This window comes from Nitratireductor aquibiodomus (assembly GCF_900105565.1).
GTDB classification, from domain to species: domain Bacteria; phylum Pseudomonadota; class Alphaproteobacteria; order Rhizobiales; family Rhizobiaceae; genus Nitratireductor; species Nitratireductor aquibiodomus.
Genome location: NZ_FNSL01000001.1, coordinates 1079264 through 1099132, shown reverse-complemented (window position 1 = coordinate 1099132; position 19869 = coordinate 1079264). Strand labels below are relative to the sequence as shown.

Annotated in this window: 19 protein-coding genes; 9 read left to right on the top strand and 10 right to left on the bottom strand. The window is 60.9% G+C overall.

Translation table 11 applies throughout. The features are described 5' to 3' along the window. Positions 1-91: 91 nt before the first annotated feature. From BLW55_RS05165 to BLW55_RS05150, 4 genes are all read right to left on the bottom strand, one after another. A complete protein-coding gene (locus BLW55_RS05165) occupies positions 92-727 on the bottom strand; it encodes an extensin-like domain-containing protein (protein ID WP_244508991.1) in 636 nt (211 codons plus the stop codon). A 226-nt stretch (positions 728-953) separates the two neighbouring features. Next, positions 954-1382, bottom strand: coding sequence for a DUF3775 domain-containing protein (locus BLW55_RS05160; protein WP_025030685.1), 429 nt, complete (start codon positions 1380-1382; stop codon positions 954-956). A 77-nt stretch (positions 1383-1459) separates the two neighbouring features. Beyond that, positions 1460-2350, bottom strand: coding sequence for a DMT family transporter (locus BLW55_RS05155; protein ID WP_090327218.1), 891 nt, complete (start codon positions 2348-2350; stop codon positions 1460-1462). 100 nt (positions 2351-2450) lie between these two features. Beyond that, complete coding sequence (locus BLW55_RS05150) at positions 2451-3587, bottom strand: PQQ-dependent sugar dehydrogenase (protein ID WP_090327216.1); 1137 nt, start codon at positions 3585-3587, stop codon at positions 2451-2453. 276 nt (positions 3588-3863) lie between these two features. Between BLW55_RS05150 and greA the strand changes: the two genes are divergently transcribed. From greA to BLW55_RS05130, 4 genes are read left to right on the top strand one after another with little or no spacing between them, the layout of a single operon-like run. After that, positions 3864-4337, top strand: coding sequence for a transcription elongation factor GreA (gene greA, locus BLW55_RS05145; protein ID WP_007010482.1), 474 nt, complete (start codon positions 3864-3866; stop codon positions 4335-4337). A gap of 2 nt (positions 4338-4339) precedes the next feature. Further along, positions 4340-5428, top strand: a complete 1089-nt coding sequence (locus tag BLW55_RS05140; protein WP_090327212.1) for a glycosyltransferase family 4 protein — start codon at positions 4340-4342, stop codon at positions 5426-5428. Beyond that, positions 5425-6186 (top strand): glycosyltransferase family 25 protein, encoded by a 762-nt coding sequence (locus BLW55_RS05135; protein ID WP_090327209.1) that lies wholly within the window; start codon positions 5425-5427, stop codon positions 6184-6186. Before BLW55_RS05140 ends, BLW55_RS05135 begins: the two co-directional genes overlap by 4 nt. Further along, on the top strand, positions 6183-6977 hold the full coding sequence (locus tag BLW55_RS05130) for a glycosyltransferase family 25 protein (protein ID WP_090327207.1): 795 nt from the start codon (positions 6183-6185) through the stop codon (positions 6975-6977). The genes BLW55_RS05135 and BLW55_RS05130 overlap by 4 nt, the downstream gene beginning before the upstream one ends. 3 nt (positions 6978-6980) lie before the next feature. On the opposite strand, the gene BLW55_RS05125 is transcribed toward BLW55_RS05130, so the two are convergent. Next, positions 6981-7805 (bottom strand): hypothetical protein, encoded by an 825-nt coding sequence (locus BLW55_RS05125; protein ID WP_143038417.1) that lies wholly within the window; start codon positions 7803-7805, stop codon positions 6981-6983. A gap of 75 nt (positions 7806-7880) precedes the next feature. On the opposite strand from BLW55_RS05125, the gene BLW55_RS05120 reads away from it, so the two are divergent. Next, complete coding sequence (locus BLW55_RS05120; protein WP_177175021.1) at positions 7881-8657, top strand: glycosyltransferase family 25 protein; 777 nt, start codon at positions 7881-7883, stop codon at positions 8655-8657. A 1-nt stretch (position 8658) separates the two neighbouring features. Beyond that, on the top strand, positions 8659-9438 hold the full coding sequence (locus tag BLW55_RS05115; protein WP_090327200.1) for a glycosyltransferase family 32 protein: 780 nt from the start codon (positions 8659-8661) through the stop codon (positions 9436-9438). 19 nt (positions 9439-9457) lie between these two features. Here BLW55_RS05115 and BLW55_RS05110 read toward each other — a convergent pair whose 3' ends face one another. Beyond that, positions 9458-9931 (bottom strand): Lrp/AsnC family transcriptional regulator, encoded by a 474-nt coding sequence (locus tag BLW55_RS05110; protein WP_007010488.1) that lies wholly within the window; start codon positions 9929-9931, stop codon positions 9458-9460. A 387-nt stretch (positions 9932-10318) separates the two neighbouring features. On the opposite strand from BLW55_RS05110, the gene trxB reads away from it, so the two are divergent. Both trxB and BLW55_RS05100 read left to right on the top strand, forming a co-directional pair. Beyond that, positions 10319-11293: a thioredoxin-disulfide reductase gene (gene trxB / locus BLW55_RS05105; protein WP_007010489.1), complete on the top strand. Its 975-nt coding sequence runs from the start codon at positions 10319-10321 to the stop codon at positions 11291-11293. A gap of 77 nt (positions 11294-11370) precedes the next feature. Further along, positions 11371-12261 carry a LysR family transcriptional regulator gene (locus BLW55_RS05100; RefSeq protein WP_025030692.1) on the top strand — a complete coding sequence of 297 codons (891 nt, stop codon included), beginning with the start codon at positions 11371-11373 and terminating at the stop codon, positions 12259-12261. A gap of 285 nt (positions 12262-12546) precedes the next feature. On the opposite strand, the gene msrP is transcribed toward BLW55_RS05100, so the two are convergent. The 4 genes from msrP to BLW55_RS05080 all read right to left on the bottom strand — a co-directional run bounded on the left by msrP (position 12547) and on the right by BLW55_RS05080 (position 18763). Next, positions 12547-13521, bottom strand: coding sequence for a protein-methionine-sulfoxide reductase catalytic subunit MsrP (gene msrP, locus BLW55_RS05095; protein ID WP_090327196.1), 975 nt, complete (start codon positions 13519-13521; stop codon positions 12547-12549). Between the two features lie 130 nt (positions 13522-13651). After that, complete coding sequence (locus BLW55_RS05090; RefSeq protein WP_090327192.1) at positions 13652-15697, bottom strand: elongation factor G; 2046 nt, start codon at positions 15695-15697, stop codon at positions 13652-13654. A 207-nt stretch (positions 15698-15904) separates the two neighbouring features. Beyond that, entirely contained in the window at positions 15905-17434 is a 1530-nt protein-coding gene (locus BLW55_RS05085) for a putative bifunctional diguanylate cyclase/phosphodiesterase (RefSeq protein WP_007010493.1), read from the bottom strand. A 126-nt stretch (positions 17435-17560) separates the two neighbouring features. Further along, the gene (locus BLW55_RS05080; RefSeq protein WP_090327188.1) at positions 17561-18763 is read right to left on the bottom strand and encodes a pyridoxal phosphate-dependent aminotransferase; all 1203 of its coding nucleotides are present in this window, start codon (positions 18761-18763) and stop codon (positions 17561-17563) included. A gap of 182 nt (positions 18764-18945) precedes the next feature. On the opposite strand from BLW55_RS05080, the gene BLW55_RS05075 reads away from it, so the two are divergent. Then, positions 18946-19866 (top strand): EAL domain-containing protein, encoded by a 921-nt coding sequence (locus BLW55_RS05075; RefSeq protein WP_090327186.1) that lies wholly within the window; start codon positions 18946-18948, stop codon positions 19864-19866. Positions 19867-19869: the final 3 nt, after the last annotated feature.

Genomic DNA, 19869 nt, shown 5'->3' with positions numbered 1-19869 from the left:
TGCACGGGAGCAAGCCTAGCCAGACAAGGTAAAGGAAAGGTCAGCGGGGGTGTTCAGACCTGTGACCCGATTGTGGCGTGTGAACCACCAGCTACTTGCAATACAGAGAGTTGTTCCGGCGCTTTTGCAGATCGAGGTGAAAATGATTGGCGTGGTCGGCATTGGAACCCGGGCCGAGAACGGTCTTGAAGGGACCGCAGGCGGCTGTGCGGAAGGCCTTGAGAAACCGCGCTCTTCCGCTTTTCGGGTCGGGCTGTCGGGCGACGTCGAGTTGCGTGCCGTCGGCCAGGGTGAAGGCGGCGATGTCGAAGGCGTTGCCGAAGGCGTGTTCGGAAAGCTTCTGCAGTCCGCGACGCGACCGACAGACATAGGCCGAGGCATGGCGAACTGTCGTGACCGGCTGCTTCAGATGGCGCCGGGCGAGCGGCGGGACCTTCTCCGTGAAGAAGCGTGCGAGTGCGAGGGCCGTCGCACAGTTGAGCGTGGCCTCCGGTTGCAGCGCGATCTTTCTGGAAAGTCGCGTGATGACCAGCGGATGGGGAATGGCGCAGCCGGCTGCCTCGGAGATCGATGGCCGGTCGGAGAACGAGACGCCCAGTTTCGTGAGGGCGCGGCGACAGGTGGCTTCCTGTCCGGGCATGCGGCCGGGTTTGTAGGGGGCGGGTGGCTTTTGCGGTTGGGTTCTTTCCTCGGGCCGGGGCGAGGGGATCGGAACGATCACTGACATTTCCGATCGCCGTACCTCTCCGCGGGCCTGCGGAATGGGGCCCGTCGCCGGCAGAGGCACGGACGGGGCCGCCTCTGCGGCGTCTGCATTGCTTGAGGACAGGACGGGAACCAGTGCGCACAGGAGCATGGCCGTCAGCGCACTTCGAACGGCTAAGAGAACGATCATGCCTGATGTTTGCCCCAGCGGCGGCTGATCGGGAAATAACGGTGTGTTTCGGAGCGTGTCAGGATGCGCCGAGCGCGTCCAGGCCGTCGATCAGCCAGTCGCACAGCATCGGCATTCCCAGAAGATAGGTGGCGACGTGCTTTGCACCATGCTGTCTTGCATCGGCGACGGCATTTGCCCATTCGCTCACATCGTAGTCACCGCGACCAATCCATGCCAGCGCGACCAGGTCGGCAAGTTCGTCCACGTTGAGGTCTGCCACGAGCTCGCGGAATTCCTCTTCTGTGAGGTCTTCCTCCTCTTCCTCGATGAGCCCGTCATGCTGGTGCCGGTCGCGTGCATCGCCGTCGATTTCGACTTCATGCTCATGCCCGCCATCGTAGTCGGTGTTGAGCGCGGCGCTGATGGCCCGCGCCTTGCCTGCCAGCAAGCGTACGGTTTCCGGGTCTATCGACAGCTCCCATTCGCGTTCAACAGGTCTCTGCACGGGCCTATCCTCCGGGCAATCAGAGGCATGATAGCGCAGAACGCGTTGAGAGCGCGACGATTTGTTGATGATGCCGCTCAGGCGACGCTGCGCTGCCTGTTGCGCAGGGCCGGCACGATCTCGACTGCGAGGATCGCAGCGAAGATCAGGCCGCAACCGGCGAGGCCAAGCGCGGGCAGGCGTTCGCCGAGGAAGATCGCGCCGAAGAGCGCGGCGAAGACGGCTTCTGTGGACAGGAAGATCGCGGCCTGCGGGGCCGTCGTGTAACGCTGGCCGATGACCTGAAGCGTGAAGGCGATGCCGCCGGAAAAGATGCCCGCATAGAGGATTTCCGGCAGGGCGGTGCCCACAGCGGATAGGTTGATCGGCTCGACAAGGCCGGCAATGGCGAGCGCGATGACTGCGGTGATGCCGAACTGGCTCACCGACAGTGTGACGGGGCGGCCGGTGTGGCTGGCGCTTCTGCCGATCATGATGACCTGCAGCGCCCAGAAGAGGGCACAGACGATGGTCAGCCAGTCGCCGGTTGTCAGAGCGACACTGCCTGCGCCCGAAAGCAGCCAGATGCCGGCAAGCGCGGAAAGGGCCGCGGGCCAGACCACGGTGTGCGGCCATTGGCGGAAGAGAAGCACCGCCAGAAACGGCACCATGACCACGTAAAGACCGGTCAGGAAACCTGAATTGGTTACGCTCGTGGTCAAAAGACCAACCTGCTGCGCCGCCATGCCTGCGAACAGAAGCAGGCCGATGACCAGGAAGTTCCGTTTGTCGATGAAGGTTAGCGCTCCCGTGCTGCGCCGGGCTTCCCACATGGCGAAGGGCAGCATGGAAAGACAGGCGATGGCAAAGCGCAGGCCGATGAACAGGAACGGGCCGATGGCATCCATCGCGGTCGACTGGGCGACGAAGCCCATGCCCCACATGGCGCCAGCGAGAAGCAACAGAAGATTGGCCTGAACCCGTGTCATGCGTATATCCGGACAGGAGGAAACGCGTTTGTCTTACGGAGCGCGTGCGCAGCGCGCAAGGGCCGCTGCCCCTGCCTCCTATGGGCCAGATCCGTGCAGGCTATTCTCCGGCGCGGAATATGCGAATGATCTCGCCCCGGCGCTCGTCGGTCAAAAGCCAGAGCGAGCCATCGGGTGCGACATTGACATCGCGTATGCGCCCGAAAGCCCCCTTGAAGAGGCGCTCCTCGTCGGTGATGCCGCCATTTTCGTCCCGATCCAGGCGCGCGACGAGATGGTACTTCAACGCTGCGACGAGGAAGTCTCCCTGCCATTCGGGAAACATCTCGCCCTGATAGACCGCTGTGCCCGATGGCGCGATGGACGGATCCCAGTAATATTCAGGTTGCTCGTAACCGGGTGCCTCGGTGCCTACGCCGATTTTCGTGCCGCTGTAGTTGACGCCGTAGGAGATGACCGGCCAGCCGTAATTGCTGCCGGCTTCGGGGCGATTGACCTCGTCGCCGCCGCGTGCACCGTGCTCGACTGTCCACACCGCGCGGGTCACCGGGTCGAAGACGGCACCCTGCGGATTTCGATGGCCCATGGACCAGATTTCCGGTGCGGTGTCCGTGCTGCCGACGAAGGGATTGTCTTCGGGTACCGTGCCGTCGCGATTGATCCTGAGCACCGAGCCGGCATGGTCGGCGGGGTCCTGCGCCCGATCGCCTTCGCCGCGGTCGCCGATGGTGAAGAAGAGCGTGCCGTCGGGATGCAGCACGATGCGGGAACCGAAATGCTGACCCGCCGCACTCTTGCGGTTCATGGAGAAAATAGTGGTGACGTCCTCAAGGCGGGCTGCCCCTTCATTTCTTACCAGTCTGGCGCGGGCGATTGCCGTGCCTGCGCCGCCTTCGCCGGGTTCCGAGAAGGAAAGGAAGATCATTCCCGTTTCGGCGAAGTCGGGCGAGACGGCGACGTCCAGCAACCCACCCTGTCCGACGGCGGCTACCTCGGGTACGCCGGGAACAGGCTCCGAAAGGGTGCCATTGGCGAAGAGGCGCAACTGGCCGGAACGTTCGGTAACGAGCGCGCTTCCGTCGGGCAGGAAATCAAGACCCCAGGGATTTGAGAGACCGCGGGCAAGTGTTTCTGCCTCCACGGTGACCGCCTGCGTGACGAAGGTTTTGGCCGCGGCGGCGCCCGGTAACGCCAGGAGGCCGGCAGTGAGGGCGGTGCGGAGGAACTGATCCTGCATCAAGGTGTCTCCCGTTTTCGATTTTATCAAGAGATAGGTTTTGAGTGCCGCCCGACAAGGTAACGCACATGTGCGCAATCGGCTTCTGGAAGGCGGATACGCAAAAATTTGCGTGAAAATCGTCACCGGCTTGTTATATTGGGACAGGTCATACGAAACGGTTCCGTAGGCAGACGCTTTCGGACCGTTTCTTTTTATGTCTGCACCGGCGGCAGGGCGGCACTTCGCGTGATGCGTGTGGGGTCTTCCTGCCTTCATGTCTGGAAGGTGAATGAAATGAACAAGGTCCCAATGACGCTTGCCGGAGCTGCGGCGTTGAAGGAAGAGTTGCGCTGGCGCCAGCAGGAAGAGCGGCCACGCATCATTGAGGCGATCGCCGAGGCGCGCGCCCATGGCGACCTTTCGGAGAATGCGGAATACCACGCCGCCAAGGAGGCACAGAGCCTCAATGAGGGCCGCATCGGGGAACTGGAAGACTTTATCGCGCGTGCCGAGGTCATCGACGTGACAAAGCTTTCCGGCGACACGATCAAGTTCGGTGCCACGGTGATGCTCGTCGACGAGGACACTGAAGAGGAAAAGACCTATCAGATCGTCGGCGACCAGGAAGCCGATGTGAAGTCGGGCCGCATTTCCATCTCCTCGCCCATCGCGCGGGCGCTGATCGGCAAGGCGGTGGGCGATTCCATCGAGGTGAATGCTCCAGGCGGTGCGCGGGGCTATGAGGTGGTGGAAGTCCGCTACGGCTGACCATGTCCGGCAAGATGCCCGCAAGCGGCCATCGGGTCCGCGTCCGTGACGTGGATGTGGTGGCCCCCAACTTCAAGAAGCGGCTTTCGGGCGTGACCAGCACGATCGTGCAGCTTGTGCCGGAACAGGCAAAAGCGCTCCCGATTGCCACTCTGGGGCCGGGGCTTCCCGATACGCTGCCCAGACTGCGCTGGTGGCAGGTGCCGGGCCTGCTGCGCAGGCCTGCGAACAGGCCGTTTCGCATCTGGCATGCGCGGCGCAATCCGGAAATGCTGGCCGGTGTGGTTTTGCGGGATATCTTTCGTGCACCGGTGAAACTTGTTTTCACGTCCGCCTCGCAGCGCGAACACACACGCTGGACCCGGTTTTTGATCCGCCGCATGGACCGGGTGGTGGCCACAAGCCGCAAGACGGCCGGCTATCTCCGGGTTTCCAGCCGCGTGGTGATGCACGGCATCGATACCGGTCGCTTTTCGCCGCCTTCGAGCCCCGGCGAGGGGGCTGCAGCGGTGGGGATGGCGAGCGATCAGCGCTATGTCGGCTGTTTTGGCCGCGTGCGGCGCCAGAAGGGCACGGACCTTTTCGTCGATGCGATGATCGCGCTCCTGCCGGAGCGCCCCGGCTGGTCGGCGATTATTGCCGGTCAGGCGACCGGCCCGCACGCTGATTTCGAGGCGGAACTGAAAGAGCGCGTGCGGGCAGCCGGGCTCGCCGAGCGCGTTCTATTTGTCGGTACGCGTACAGATATTCCGGACTGGTATCGAGCGCTTTCGCTTTTCATCGCGCCGCAGCGCTGGGAGGGGTTCGGACTGACTCCACTTGAGGCGATGGCGACGGGCGTTCCCGTTGTCGCAACGGATGTGGGGGCTTTTTCCGAGCAGCTTGAGGGCAGTGGTGCGGGGGCGCTTGTGCCGGTTGACGATCTGGCTGCGATGATTGCTGCGGCAGGGCGCTATATGGATGACGAGGTGCTGCGGAGCACTGCGGCGCGCGCAGCGCTTGCGCATGCACGCGGGCATTTTCCCCTTGAGGGGGAAGCGCAGGCACTGAATGCGCTTTATGCGGAATTGTGGCGAGAGGCCTCCAGATGAAGATCGAAGGTTTCATCGTTCATTTGAGGCGTGCGACGGCGCGTCGCCCGCAGGTGGAGCATCTGCTCGCGACCCTGCCTGTCGAAACCCATGTTGTGGACGCTGTGGACGGTCAGGCGCTCGGCGATGACGAGACCGGCCGGCACTATGTGAAGGGGTTGCACCAGCCGGCCTATCCATTTGCGTTGCGGCAATCCGAAATCGCCTGTTTTCTCTCGCACCGGAAGGTGTGGCGGATGATTGTGGAACGCGGGCTTGATGCGGGGCTGATCGTCGAGGACGATGTGGCGCTCGACATGCCGCTTTTCGGGCGCTGTCTGGAGGTGGCAAAGCGGGCCTGTGTGGGGAAAGCGTATGTGCAGTTTCGCATAAGCCCGGTTCGCGGCAGGATGCGGGACGTGGCGCGGAACGGTGAGGTTCGGCTCGTGGCTCCGCAGGTTTCGCAGCTTGGCACAGTAGCGCAGCTTGTGACGCGCGAGGCGGCACAACATCTTCTCGCACTGACGGAGCGTTTCGACCGGCCGGTCGACACGTTTTTGCAGATGCGCTGGGTGACGGGCATTGCGCCCTTCTGTGTCGTGCCGTCAGGCATAAGCGACCAGTCGGCCGAGATCGGCGGCAGTACCGTCAGCGCGTCGGGGAAGGCGCGGCGCAGCCCTGGCGAACGCCTTTGGCGGGAGTGGAGCCGTTTCATCTATCGGCGCCGGGTGCAGAAATACTCGCGAGGTTGGTGCGAGACAGAGGTGGAGCGGCGATGAAGACGCTTGTCATCAATCTTGAACGGGAGACGGCGCGCCTGGCGCATATGCGCAGGGTCTTCGCCGAGCAGGGGCTCGATTTCGAGGTGGTGAAGGCGGTGGATGCAAAACTGCTTTCGCCGGAGCAACTCAAGGCGGGACGTACGGGGAAGCCGCGTTTTTATGAATTGGGAGCGGGCGAGATCGCCTGTTTTCTTTCGCACCGCAAATGCTGGGAGATCGCGGCGAAAAGCGAGGACGCTTATACGATCGTCTGTGAGGACGATATTTTCCTCGGCGAGAATGCAGCGGCGATTTTCGGCGACGATGGATGGATTCCCGAGGGCGCCGGCGTTGTGAGGCTGGAGGCGTGCAGGCCCAGGAGCCTTATTTGCAACGCTCCCTCCGCGAAGATCGGTGAGCGGGGAGTTCATGCTCTATTTCGGGCACATGCTGGCGCGGGGGCATATATTATTAGTCGAAAGTTTGCTGGAAAACTGACACACGACACACACGCTTTTGACGATCCGGTAGATCAATTTCTCTTCAACCGCGAGCGGCTTTTGGAGCCGGGCTGCGGTGTATTTCAACTGGTACCCGCAGTGGCGATCCAGGAATATTTTTTGAAGCCTGCTGCAAGCCTTGAACTAGGGAGCACGTTACGCGGTGAGCGGCGGGAGAAACGGCGTTCGGGGATCGAAAAACTCCGAAGGGAGCTTCTGCGCCCGATAGAGCAGCTCATCAGGACAGTGTGGTGGGCTGCAGGTCGCCTTTTCTCCGATCGTCTCTGGATACGCGTACCGTTTCGATAGTGATCAGAGGCCGTAGCGCTTCATAAGCTTGCCGAGCGGCGAATTGCGGGGTGGCTGCGTCTCTTTCAGACCGAGTTGTTTGAGGGATTCATTCCATAGGTGAACAGCTAATGTCCCCTCTTGGATGATGCTTTCGAGAGAGATATTTGCGTCGAACATATCGTGCGCACGGTGTTGGTCGAGCGGGTAGAAGACAGGTTTCCGTTCGGCCTGGTTGATGATCCCGTGCTTCCGGGCCAGATTGGTCAGCGCCTGCGGGCCATAGGTGCCCCAGGGCATGATGGCCGGGCGGATGCGCCGATTTGGAAGCCAGCGCTTCAAGCGCCTCTTCCTGGCGATTTTTGGGTCGACCCATGGAGGGATATATCCTTCCTGAAAAATGCCCAAAAGCTCGCCGATGATGGGAAGTTCAGAATCCAGATGGAGGATGGCACAGTTGATCGAATCCGGGCGTTCGAAGCCCATTATCGCCTGCTTCCGCTTGTGGATCGGTTTCACGCAGATCATATCCATGTCCGCCCACAAACCAGCGTTCTGTGCCTGAAGCGCGCAACGGAAATAGTCAGAGGCGAGAGCATAGGAGCTGGATCTGCGTTCACGCAGGCTCTGCACCAATGCAAAGTCCATCGTGGATGCCGCATCGACGAGTTCAATGCTGTCGGGCGCGTTAAACGCGCCATCGTATGTGTGCAAAACCACTCTGTGTCCCGCGGCCTTGAAGCTCAGGGCCGAAAGTTGCTCGATGGGGCTCAGGGGACCGCCTATCCAGAGCATATTCACAGGCATGAGCTCGTCTGAAATTATTTTCAAATTATTGTTTTTATTCAATATTTTTCCTTTTCGGAAGTCAATGAAGTTGGTTTTCGATCCAACAGGAATGCTTGAACAATGAAGATATATGCAATGAACCTTCAGGGCGCACAGAAGCGTCTCAAGACGCTTTCCTCGCGTTTCGACGCAGCGGGACTATCGTTCAAACGGGTCGAGGGCATTGACGGGCGTTTGCTGGACCAAGCCGAAATTGATCGCGTCGTTAAGAAAAGCGGACGCTGGGGGCGGCTGACGCCAGGCGAGGTGGGTTGCTTTCTCAGTCACCGGGCCTGCTGGAAGACGCTGATTGGGGATGGTGGGCGCTACGGTGCGATCTTTGAGGATGATGTGCTTCTCGGCGAGAATGCCGGCGCAATACTGGGCTCCAGTGACTGGATCCCCGAAGCAGCGGACATCGTGAAGCTGGAGGCCACTGCATCGCGCGTTTATCTGGACCTTGCTGAAGGTGCCGCCGTTTCTGGACGGAAGGTTCGGCGACTGCGCTCCTCGCATTACTGCGCGGCGGGTTATATCGTCTCCCGCGATTGCGCACGGCGCCTTCTGGCTGGAAGTGAAACATTTTGCGAAGCCGTGGATGATTTTCTCTTCAGTGCGCTGTCACCGGTCTTTAGTTCATCGAAAATCTATCAGCTTTCTCCGGCTGTCTGCATTCAGGAGTGGGGAGCGGTTGGGGATGGAAAGACACATGATCCGGCGACGAGCATCGAAGGGCGAGAAAGCAAGACGGAAGCGGGTCTTCCTTTCGCAATGCGTCTTTCTGAGGTTTGTGCCAAAGAGACCAAGGCATTGATCAACAAAGCCCTCAGTGCTGCAGGGGTGCGACAACGGCAGAAAGTGGAGTTTCGATAGAATGGAGGCAGAGGCTTTGCTTTCAGGCTATGGTGATCTGGCTCCTGGATGGCATGATCGGATTTTCGTGTTCTGGCTGGGGCCGGCCCGGATGTCGCCGGCGCGGCGGGCGTGTTTTGAGACGCTCGCAGCAACCAGATGCAGAGTGCATCTCGTTGGCGAGGACACACTCGCCAGCTTCACTGAGCCTCACGGGCCTTTGCATCCCGCATTCCAGTATCTATCTCCAATCCATCAATCAGACTATCTGCGCGCCTATTTCATGCATCACCTTGGTGGTGGCTACACCGATATCAAACGATGCAGCGGCTCGTGGAAACCGGCCTTCGAAGCGGTTCGCCTCGGGAACGCGCTGGGAGCAGGGTATCGTGAAGTACCGGGCGGGATGGCTCGGTTCCGGAAGTCGAAGGTCGATGGCCAGCGCTATTTTCTTGAACGGCCGATTGGAACCATGGAAATGGAGCTGCGCTATCGCTGGACGAAGCTTCAACACAATCGCCTGATGGGGAACTGCGCATTCATTTTCCGCCCCGGAACCGAATTCACGCGGCGCTGGCTTTCAATTGTAGAAAGGAGGCTTGATCTTCTTCTTCCGCATCTTGAAGCCAACCCGGCACGATATCCGAAGGAGGTTCCAGGCGTCGACTATGGAGATGGGCCTTCGCGCTATCCGGTGCCGTGGAGCTTTCTTCTCGGCGACGTGCTTGCGCCGCTAACGCTGCAATATCACACGCGCATTCTACAGGTGGTGCCTGCTCCGGATTTTGAGAACTACGAATAGCCAGTTGCGGCAAGCGCGCCTATTCGATCGCCACCAGTCCTTCGTCCTTGACCTGGCGGATGGTGAGTGCGGTGCGGACGGTGTCCACATTGGGCGCGGAGGTTAACTGCTCGATCACGAAGGTCTGGAAGGTGGTGAGGTCGGTCGCAACGCAGTGCAGCATGAAATCGGAATCGCCGGAGACCATCCATGCACGCCGCACGATGGGCCATTGCAGTGTCCGCTGGGCGAAGGTCTTGAGCTCGGTCTCCGACTGGTAGTGCAGGCCGATCAGGCAGAAGGCGACCACATCGTAGCCAAGGGCGGGCGAATTCAGAAGGGCGCGATAGCCCCTGATGATGCCGCCTTCCTCCAGCCGTTTGACGCGCCGAAGGCAGGGCGGAGCGGAAATGCCGACCCGGCGGGAAAGTTCCACATTGGTCATTTTGCCGTCGGCCTGAAGCTCGCGCAGAATTTTCCAGTCGATTGCGTCAAGATCGGCCTGTAGCGGCATGATGTTTCCCAATTCTGTTGCAAACGCGCGAGAATCTTTCACGCGCGCTGTCCGAAATTAGGGCAAGGGCTGTGCCAAGCCAAGCAATCCATTCACCGGTAAGGTGGACTATCCACCGCGTTTGGGCGTCTCTCATGCGTGGAAATGGAGGGGAGCGGCATTCGGTAGCTGTTGGAAACCTGTTCCTCGCCTTGCACTTTGGGTCTGTGAATACTTAGATCAAGTCACCGTATTGTTCTGGATGGCAGCCTAGGGATGAGCCCCTGGAGGCCGCTGTCCGATTTTGCGTTTCCGCCGGAGGGCGGTCACGCGCCTTGAAGTTGATAGTGGCGGCAGGAAGGCGAGAGACCATCCCTGCGGTCCAGCGAGGAAGAAAGGAATTCATCCATGTCACGTCGTCACACGCCCGTTCTCATTGTCGGTTCGGGCCCTGCCGGATACACGGCAGCGATCTATGCGGCGCGCGCCATGCTGAAGCCGCTTCTCGTCGCCGGACTGGAGCAGGGCGGGCAGCTCATGATCACCACCGAGGTGGAGAACTATCCGGGCTTTGCCGACCCGATACAGGGGCCGTGGCTGATGGAACAGATGCGCGGCCAGGCGGAGAATGTCGGCGCGGAGATCGCCAATGATCTGATCGTCGATGTGGACCTGTCGTCACGCCCCTTCGTGCTCCGGGGGGATTCGGGCACGGAATACACGTGCGATGCGCTGATCATCGCCACCGGAGCCAAGGCGAAGTGGCTCGGTCTGCCCTCCGAGCAGACCTTCATGGGTTTTGGCGTATCGGCCTGCGCCACCTGCGACGGGTTCTTCTACCGTGGCAAGGATGTTGCTGTTGTCGGCGGCGGCAACACGGCTGTCGAGGAAGCGCTCTATCTGTCGAACCTCGCCAAATCGGTGACGCTGATCCACCGCCGCGACGAATTGCGGTCCGAGCGCATCCTGCAGGAGCGCCTGATGGCGAAGGAGAATGTGACGATCCTGTGGGACACGGTGGTCGAGGAAATCACCGGCACGCCGGCCAAGCCGCCCATGCCGGCATCGGCTTCGGGCGTGCGGCTGAAGAATGTGCATTCGGGCGCGGTTTCCGATCTTGCCGTTGACGGTGTCTTCGTGGCGATCGGCCATGCGCCCGCCGTCGAGTTGTTTGAAGGAAAGCTCAAGCAGAAGCCCAATGGCTATCTTTGGACGCAGCCTGGTACGACGCAGACGGATGTGCCGGGCGTGTTTGCCGCGGGCGATGTGGCCGATGACATCTATCGCCAGGCCGTGACGGCAGCGGGGCTTGGCTGCATGGCGGCGCTGGAAGCGGAGAAATATCTGGCAGCCATGGAAACGAAAAAAGAAGCTGCCGAATAAACCGGGAACGATGCAGCGACAGGATTGGGCGGAAACGCCCATGACGGTAAAGGCGCCTGACAGAGGAGAACGAGGCGTTGGACTGGGACAAGCTCAGGGTTTTTCACGCCGCCGCAGAGGCCGGCTCGTTTACGCACGCTGCTGAAACGCTGCATCTCTCGCAGTCGGCAATCTCGCGCCAGGTGAGCGCGCTGGAACTGGAAGTGGGCGTGCCTCTCTTCCATCGGCATGCGCGCGGGCTGGTGCTGACCGAGCAGGGCGAGATGCTCTATCGTACGGCCCACGACGTGCTGATGCAGCTTGAAAGCGTGCGCGTGCGCCTTACCGAGGCCAAGGATCGGCCGTCCGGTCTGTTGAAGGTTTCCACCACGGTGGGGCTCGGCACGGGCTGGCTGACGGAGCGGCTGCCCGAATTCATCGAACTCTATCCGGACATCGAGCTGCAGCTCATTCTGGACAATGAGGAGCTGGACCTGACCATGCGGCAGGCCGACTGCGCGATCCGTATGCGCCAGCCGCAGCAGCCCGACCTTATCCAGCGCAAGCTCTTCACGGTGCATTTCCATCTCTTCGCGTCGCCCTCCTATGTGAACAAGCATGGAAAGCCTTCGTCGATCGCCGATCTGGACAACCACCGGATCGTGACTTTCGGCGAGGCGGTGCCGCCGCATCTGAGCGACATGAACTGGCTGGAAACGGCCGGTCGTCCGGAGGGGCAGAAGCGTCAGACAGCCCTGCAGATCAACAACATCCTGTCGATCAAGCTGGCGGTTCAGCGCGGTGCGGGCATCGCCATGCTGCCCGATTATGTGGTGGGCAAGAGCAACGATCTGGTGCAGCTTCTGCCGGAAACCGCAGTGCCGTCCTTCGATACCTATTTCTGCTACCCGAACGTGATGAAAAACCAGGCAAAGCTTCACGCGTTCCGCGATTTCCTTATTTCCAAATCACGGCATTGGGCATTTTGACGCAGTATTTCTCAAGAAATACCGGGCGTTATGCAAAATTGCATGGGTGAATTGCAAAAACATGTGGTTGTTATTTAGGCGGCGATTGCCCATATGAGAAGCACTCCCGGGGGCGTTCTCCTCCCATTTGCCCCCGCGAGTGTTCCCCTCTGGAGGTTTCGCCTATATGGCACTTCCAATGACTAAAGCCGGATCTCCGTGATCCGGCTCTTTTTTTATCTGCCATGGCTTTTCCTGTGAGAGCAGGATCGCAGCCAATGCCCTGTCTCATTGCTTCAGCTGAAATCAGCGATAAAGCGGTTCGCCTTCGAGCCCGCTGTAAAGACCGGCGACCTCCTCGGCGTAGCCGTTGAAGAGCTGTGTCGGCACGCGCTCGCCCGTGTGCAGAACACGCTCTTCCGCCTGGCTCCAGCGGGGATGCGGCACATCCGGGTTCACATTCGCCCAGAAGCCATATTCGCTGGCCGCGATCTCTTCCCAGAAGCTGACCGGTCGCTCTTCGGTGAAGGAAATGCGGCGGATCGACTTGATGGACTTGAAACCGTATTTCCAGGGCAGGGCGAGCCGCAGCGGTGCGCCGAACTGTCTGGCCAGCGGTTTGCCGTAGGCGCCCGTGACCATGAAGGCGAGGTCGTTTGCGGCCTCGTCCATTGTCACACCCTCCACATAGGGCCAGGGATACCAGACCTGCTTCTGCCCGCCGGCTATGCCGGGATCGTTGAACGTTTCGAAGCGGATGTAACGGGCGGACGAAAGCGGCCTCGCCAGGGCAACGAGTGCTGAAAGCGGAAAGCCGGTCCAGGGCACCGTCATCGACCAGGCCTCGACACAGCGATGCCGGTAGAGGCGCTCTTCGAGCGGCATGCGCTTTGCCAGATCGTCAAACGCGATGGTTGTGGGCTCCTCCACCAGACCATCGATCTCGATGTCCCAGGGGTGCGTGACGAGCGCCTGGGCGGCACGGGCGATCTGCTTGTGGGAGCCGAACTCATAGAAATTGTTGTAGGTGCTGCTCACCTCTTCAGGCGTGAGCGGGCGTTCGATCCTGTAGGCGTCATTGCGCTGTGCAGGATAAAGGGATGCGGTGCGCGCGGCGGCGTCCTCTGTCTCAGCTCTTGCCGTCTCCGGCAGGAAGCCTGCGCCGGCAATCGCACCCAGGCCAAGCCCGGCAAGCACTGCGCGGCGACTGGCAAAAACGCTCTCGGGCGTCGCCATGCTTTCGGCGACGGCCCAGCGCGGGCGGCGGTGAATGGCGGGCATGGCGTTCTCCGGCTGGTTTCTGATTTCAGGTCAGGACCTGACCCCAAGGCCAGTGGTAGAACTGCCCGCCCGCGTTTCAAAATCACGGTGCTTCACGATTGCGTGGAAGCCTCCCAGCTTGACGTTTCCCTCACGCCGCCTTGCCCTGCGCGTTCATCGCGGCATCGGCCAGACGCCCGGTCAACTCTGCCATGTGATCAAAACTGGCGCGGTAGCTGGCGACACCGGCGGTGGCAGAGCGCAGTTCGATGATCAGGTCGCCGGTCTCGGATGCGGGAACCGTCGCCTGCACCACATCCCAGCCACTCCACCCCGGTCGCGCGTCGAAGCCGAGAATCTGGCCGCGCCGCTGCGACAGGATGGCGGTGATACGGGCTGTGGCATCCGATGGCGTGTAAACCTCGATCCTGAGGACGGGCTCCAGCAGGACGGGCGAGCATTCGCCCAGCCCTTCCTTCATGGCGAGACGCCCGGCAAGCTGGAAGGCCATGTCGGAGGAGTCGACGGAATGGTAGGAGCCGTCTGCGAGATTGACGGCAAGGTCGATGACCGGGAAGCCGAGCGGCCCGGATTTCAGAAAGTCCCGAACGCCGGTTTCCACAGACGGTATGTACTGTTTGGGCACAACGCCGCCAGTGATCGTGTCGGTGAACTCGAAGCCGGACCCGCGGGGCAGGGGGCGTATGTCGAGAACCACATCGCCGAACTGGCCGTGACCGCCCGACTGTTTCTTGTGCCGGCCGCGCCTGGTGGCGCCCTTGCGGATCGTTTCGCGGTAGGCAACGCTCGGCGCGGCCGTGTCCACGGGGATCTGGTATTTGCCTTCAAGGCGTTCGCGGGTGACGCGCAGATGCATCTCGCCCTGGCCGCACAAGACGGTCTCGCCGGTCTCCTGCCTCTGCTCGAGACCGAGCGAGGGGTCTTCCTCGATGAGTTTCTGCAGAGCGAGCGAGAGCTTTGCCTCGTCCTTGCGTTCGCTCGGGTGTACCGCGACCGAATAGACTGCCTGCGGGCTCTCCAGCGCGATGAGGGGCGCAAGCGGCGCTTTGGCGGTTGTCAGCGTATCACCCGTCCGGACACCTTCGAGCTTGCCGAGAGCGACGGTCTCGCCGGCTTCCGCTTTCGCCACCTTGGTCTGTTCGCGCCCGAGAAGGGTGTAGAGACCGGAGACCTTGTCGACTGTGTTGCCGCTGCGCAGTTCCGTGCCGTCCCCGACCGAGCCGCAAAGAACCCGGGAGACGGACAGCTTGCCACCGTGTGGTGTGTGGATTGTCTTCATGACCTGGAGAACGGCTTCCCCGGCATCTTTCAGGCCGAGTCGTTCCCGTGTGGCTTCAACATCTGGCGAATCGTGCCGAATTGCCTTTAAAAGCCGTAGTATGCCGTTGCCTTTCTCAGCCGATCCGATCAGCACCGGTGTTACCGTGCCTTCGCGCAGATCCGCTGCCAGATCGTCGAATATCGCGTCGCGTGGCGGTTCGATCTCCTCGAGCAGTTGCTCCATCAACCTGTCATCATGGTCGGCAAGCGTTTCCAGCATGGAAAACCGTGCCTCGACCTCGCGCGCCCTGTCGTCGTCGGAAATGGGCGCAATCTCGCTGCTCGCATGCTCGCGGTAGATGTAGGCGCGTTCAAGTGCGAGATCGATGGAGCCGATGACAATGCCGTCCTTGCGCAGGGGGATCTGGCGTAGAAGCAGCGGCGTGTCGCTGGTGGGCTGCAGCATCTTCAACATGTCGCGCACACCCATGGTGGCGTGCTCGATCTTGTTGAGAAAGATCATGCGCGGGATGCCGAGCTCGTCGAGCCTGTGCAAAGTGAGTTGCAGGGCGGCGATCTTTTTCTCGTCGGGTTCGGTGACGACAATGGCCATGTCGGCTGCCGCCAGAACCGGATCCGCCTCATGGGCGAACTCGATGGAGCCTGGGCAATCGACAAAGGTGATGCTTTCATCGAGAAAGCCGGTGGTGGCGATGTTTGCCTCGACGCTCATCTGATGCGCCCTGGCTTCCGCCGAATGATCACCGACCGTGCCGGAGCCCGTGCTCGCCTGCTTCATTATGGCGCCGGTGCGCTCCAGAATGGCTTCGAGCAGGGTTGTCTTGCCACTCGCAAACGGACCGACAATGGCGATGCATTTCGGTCCGCGGCTTCTTTCTCCCGAGCGTTTTCCCATGTCTGGCGGCCTCCTCTCACGCGTTTACCTGCACACGTTTCATGAGCGGCGGCCGGCCTGTGCGGCCGTCGCGCGGTCGTGGCGCGTAGACGGATGATCAGGAGCATTCTCCGCCCTTGAGAGACCCGTTTGCGGCACTCACATGCCGGTGCGCCGACGTTCCCCGTCAAATATCGTCACACGGCTTTGGGATTTCGGCAAGGGCTCTCAGGCGGTCAATGCCAGACGCTCGACATTGTCGCTCTTGCGGTGGATCGCAGGCGCGGCCTCAGGCCGTCCGAGAAAATAGCCCTGGAAGCGGTTGCAGCCGGCGGCGCGCGCAAGATCGAACTCTTCTTCGGTCTCGATCCCCTCGGCAACGATTGTGAGACCCTGAATGCGCGCGATCTGGGTGAGGGCTGAGACGAACACCTGGGCAATGCGGTCATGTCCAAGGTTGCGGATGTAGCTGCGGTCGATCTTGATCGCATCAATGGGCAGCGTCTTGATGTAGTTGAAACCGCAATGGCCGGTGCCGAAATCGTCCAGCGCGATGTGGAAACCCATCTCGCGCAGCCGTTCGATGCGGGCGATGATTTCAGGCGTCGCAGCGGTGGCGACGGTCTCGGTGATTTCGAGGACGAACCGGTTTGCTGAAGCCCCCGTCTCACGCAGCACGCGATCGAGCATGTGCACGAGACCATCGCGCTTGAGCTGTTCGCCCGAGACATTGATGCTAATGCGGTTGCAGGCGAAACGGTCGAGGTCGAGGCACGCACGGCGAAACACCCATTCGCCGACCATGTCAATCAGGTTCGACCTCTCGGCCACGGGGATGAATTCGGCTGGCGAGACCATGCCGCGCACGGGATGGCGCCAGCGCACCAGACCTTCCAGCTCGGTGCAGTTGCGTTCGGAATCGGTCAGGGGCTGGTAGTGAAGCTCCAGCTCGTTGAGATAGATCGCGGCACGCAATTCGCGCTCCATGAAGCGGCGCTGGCGTTTTTCCGACAGCATGTCGGGATCGAAGACGGTGATACGGCCGCGCCCGGCGCCCTTGCTCTCGTACAGGGCAAGGTCGGCCAGCAGGGGAAGTTCTTTGTGGCTGCTCGCATGCTGGGGCGCCACAGCGATACCGATCGATGCGCCGAGTGGAATCTGATGCCCCTCGCAGGCCCGGCCTCTCTGCAGCATGGCGAGCAGTTTCTCGGCACGGGAGCGGCAGCGCGCGAGATCGTTGCCATACATCAGGATGGCGAATTCGTCGCCGCCGAGCCGGCCGATGGTGCAATCGGGGAAACAGTGCTTTGCGCAGGCGACCAGATGTGCCAGCGCTTCATCTCCGAACTGGTGGCCGAACCCGTCATTGAGCTGCTTGAAATGGTCGAGGTCGACAAGCAGGAGCATGATGCGGCGCGGCTTCGAGAGCGTGCCGATGCTGGTGTTGAGCTCGTCGAGAAACCGCCCGCGGGTCAGGGCGCCTGTGAGAAGGTCGTTTTCGGTAAGACGTGTGCGCTCGGCCTCGATGCGCACGGCATCCCTCAGCTGATCGGTGACAGTGCGTTTGAGGTACTCAAGCAGACCCAGGCCGGCGATGCTGAGCGCAAGGCAGGTGAAAAGCAGCCAGTCCGATACACTGCTTTCGCCAGGCGCCAGAAAATAGGCGGCGGCGGCGAGCGCGGTCGCAGTGATCAGAAGCGTCTGAACGCCGATATAAACACGCTTGCCGTTGCGGCGCACGGTGGAGAGGATGCTCATGACCCCCGATGTCTCCCCAAAACCCTTGGAAAGGAGAGAACAATACGAAACTTAAAGAGGGCGTTAATACTATTGCGCCGCAGAAAGAAAATTTTGCGGCGCAATAGCCGGATATCGAAGCTGCTTCTACTTCAGTGAAGCCGTGAAGCGCTGGATCCTGTTGCATGCCTCTTCGAGAAGGGCCTCGGAAGTGGCGTAGGAGATGCGGAAATTGGGGCCGAGACCAAAGGCAGAGCCGTGCACGACGGCCACGCCTTCCGCTTCGAGCAGTTCAGATACGAAATCTTCGTCGGTCTCGATCGTCCTGCCGGACGGTGCCGATTTGCCGATCAGTTCGGCGCAGGACGGGTAGACGTAGAACGCGCCTTCGGGGACCGGGCATTTGATGCCCCTTGCCTGGTTGAGCATGGACACCACCAGGTCACGGCGCCCCTGGAAGATTGCCTTGTTTCTGGCGACGAAATCCTGCGGGCCATTGAGTGCTTCGACAGCCGCCCACTGTGCGATGCTGCATGCGCCCGAGGTCTGCTGCCCCTGGATCATGTCCATGGCCTTGATGAGCTCGAGGGGACCTGCGGCATAGCCGATACGCCAGCCTGTCATCGCATAGGCCTTGGAGACGCCGTTCATGGTCAGTGTGCGCTCGTAGAGCTTCGGCTCCACCTCGGCGATGGTGTGAAACCTGAAATCGCCATAGGTCAGGTGCTCGTACATGTCATCGGTCAGCACCCATACATTCGGATGGGCGAGCAGCACGTCGGCGAGAGCCTTGAGCTCTTCCGCAGTATAGGCCGCTCCCGAAGGATTGGACGGCGAATTCATGATCAGCCATTTGGTCTTCGGCGTGATGGCCTTCTCGAGTGCCTCGGCGGTGAGCTTGAAGCCGTTCTCGATGCTGGTCTCAGCCGCGACCGGCGTGCCGCCGCAGATGGAGACCATCTCCGGGTAGCTGACCCAGTATGGGCTGGGGATGACCACTTCATCGCCGGCATTGAGCGTTGCCATCATGGCGTTGAACAGAACCTGCTTGCCGCCGGTGGCGACGATGGTCTGTTTCCAGTCATAGTCGAGATTGTTCTCGCGCTTGAACTTGGCTGCGATCGCCTCGCGCAGGGGCTGAATGCCGGAAACGGGCGTGTACTTCGTTTCGCCGCGATTGATCGCTTCGATTGCGGCTTTCTTCACATTGTCCGGCGTGTCGAAATCCGGCTCTCCCGCGCCAAGGCCGATGACGTCGCGGCCCTGAGATTTCAGTTCGCGCGCTTTCTGGGAAACCGCGATGGTTGCGGATGGTTTTACGCGTGAAAGGGCATCGGCAAGGAAAGCCATATTGGAGGACTCCGGTTCCTGTGAGATTTACACTGAGCTTCAGCGTGGTCCTTCATGTCCGATCGCGGAAAGAATCGCAAGCGGCCAGCCGATTTGCGGCGTTAAACCAGTCGTTAACGGCGAATAAAGGCGTTTGCTGGCATTTTAAGCCCCATGAATGACGAGACTTGAGGAAGCGCAGCATGCCGCGCAGCATCGGCCTCGCCCACATCGCCCGACAGGATGACGGGACGGCTGTGGGCATCTGGGGCGGTTACACACTAAAATCCGCCTTTCAGCCGATTTTCTCCTTTCGTGAAGGCCGTCTTCTCGTGACTGCTTATGAGGGGTTGATCCGTCCTTTTCGGGATGAGCAGCCGGTCGGCCCCGGAACGTTCTTTTCCAGCATTCCCGAGGTCGACCGCTTTCAGGTCGAAACGCTGGCAAGAACGCTGCATCTCCTCAACGCCGGTGTCAGTCTCAGTGAAACGGCATCGCTTTTCGTCAATTTCGACCCATCGCATTTCGTCGATGCCGCTTCTGCGGCAAGTGCGCTGCGCGATGTTCAGGTTGTCTTGAGAGATTCCGGTATCACGGCTGAACGCGTTGTCTGTGAAATCACCGAACAGGAAACGGGATCGGACGAGACGCTCCTCGGCTTTGTGCAGGCGCTCAAGGGATATGGGCACCGGGTCGCGGTCGACGACTACGGAGCAGACAGTTCCGACCTCAGGCGCATAGAGGCTCTAGGACCTGACATCGTCAAGTTCGACGGCGCTTGGACGGGCCATCTTCTGGCATCCGCCCCCGGCGTCGCGATGTTGACCGAGATGGTCCGCGCCTTCTCCGAGAAGGGCATTCGCACCGTTTTCGAAGGAATTGAAACCGGCCAGCAGCTTGAGCTCGCCGAAAGCTGCGGTGTCTCCATGGTTCAGGGGTTCGCGCTTGCCCGGCCTCAACTGGCTCCCGGTGCGTTCAAAGAGTTCGAGGCTGCGCGGGAGAGCGAGCGCCGACGGGCACTGGCTGGCACGGCGGAGCGCCTGGAGCAGGGCAAGGCCGAAAAAACCAGACGCGATGTTTCGCCGAACAGAAGCGGACGCACCTTCGGTCGCCGTGGAACCTAGAAC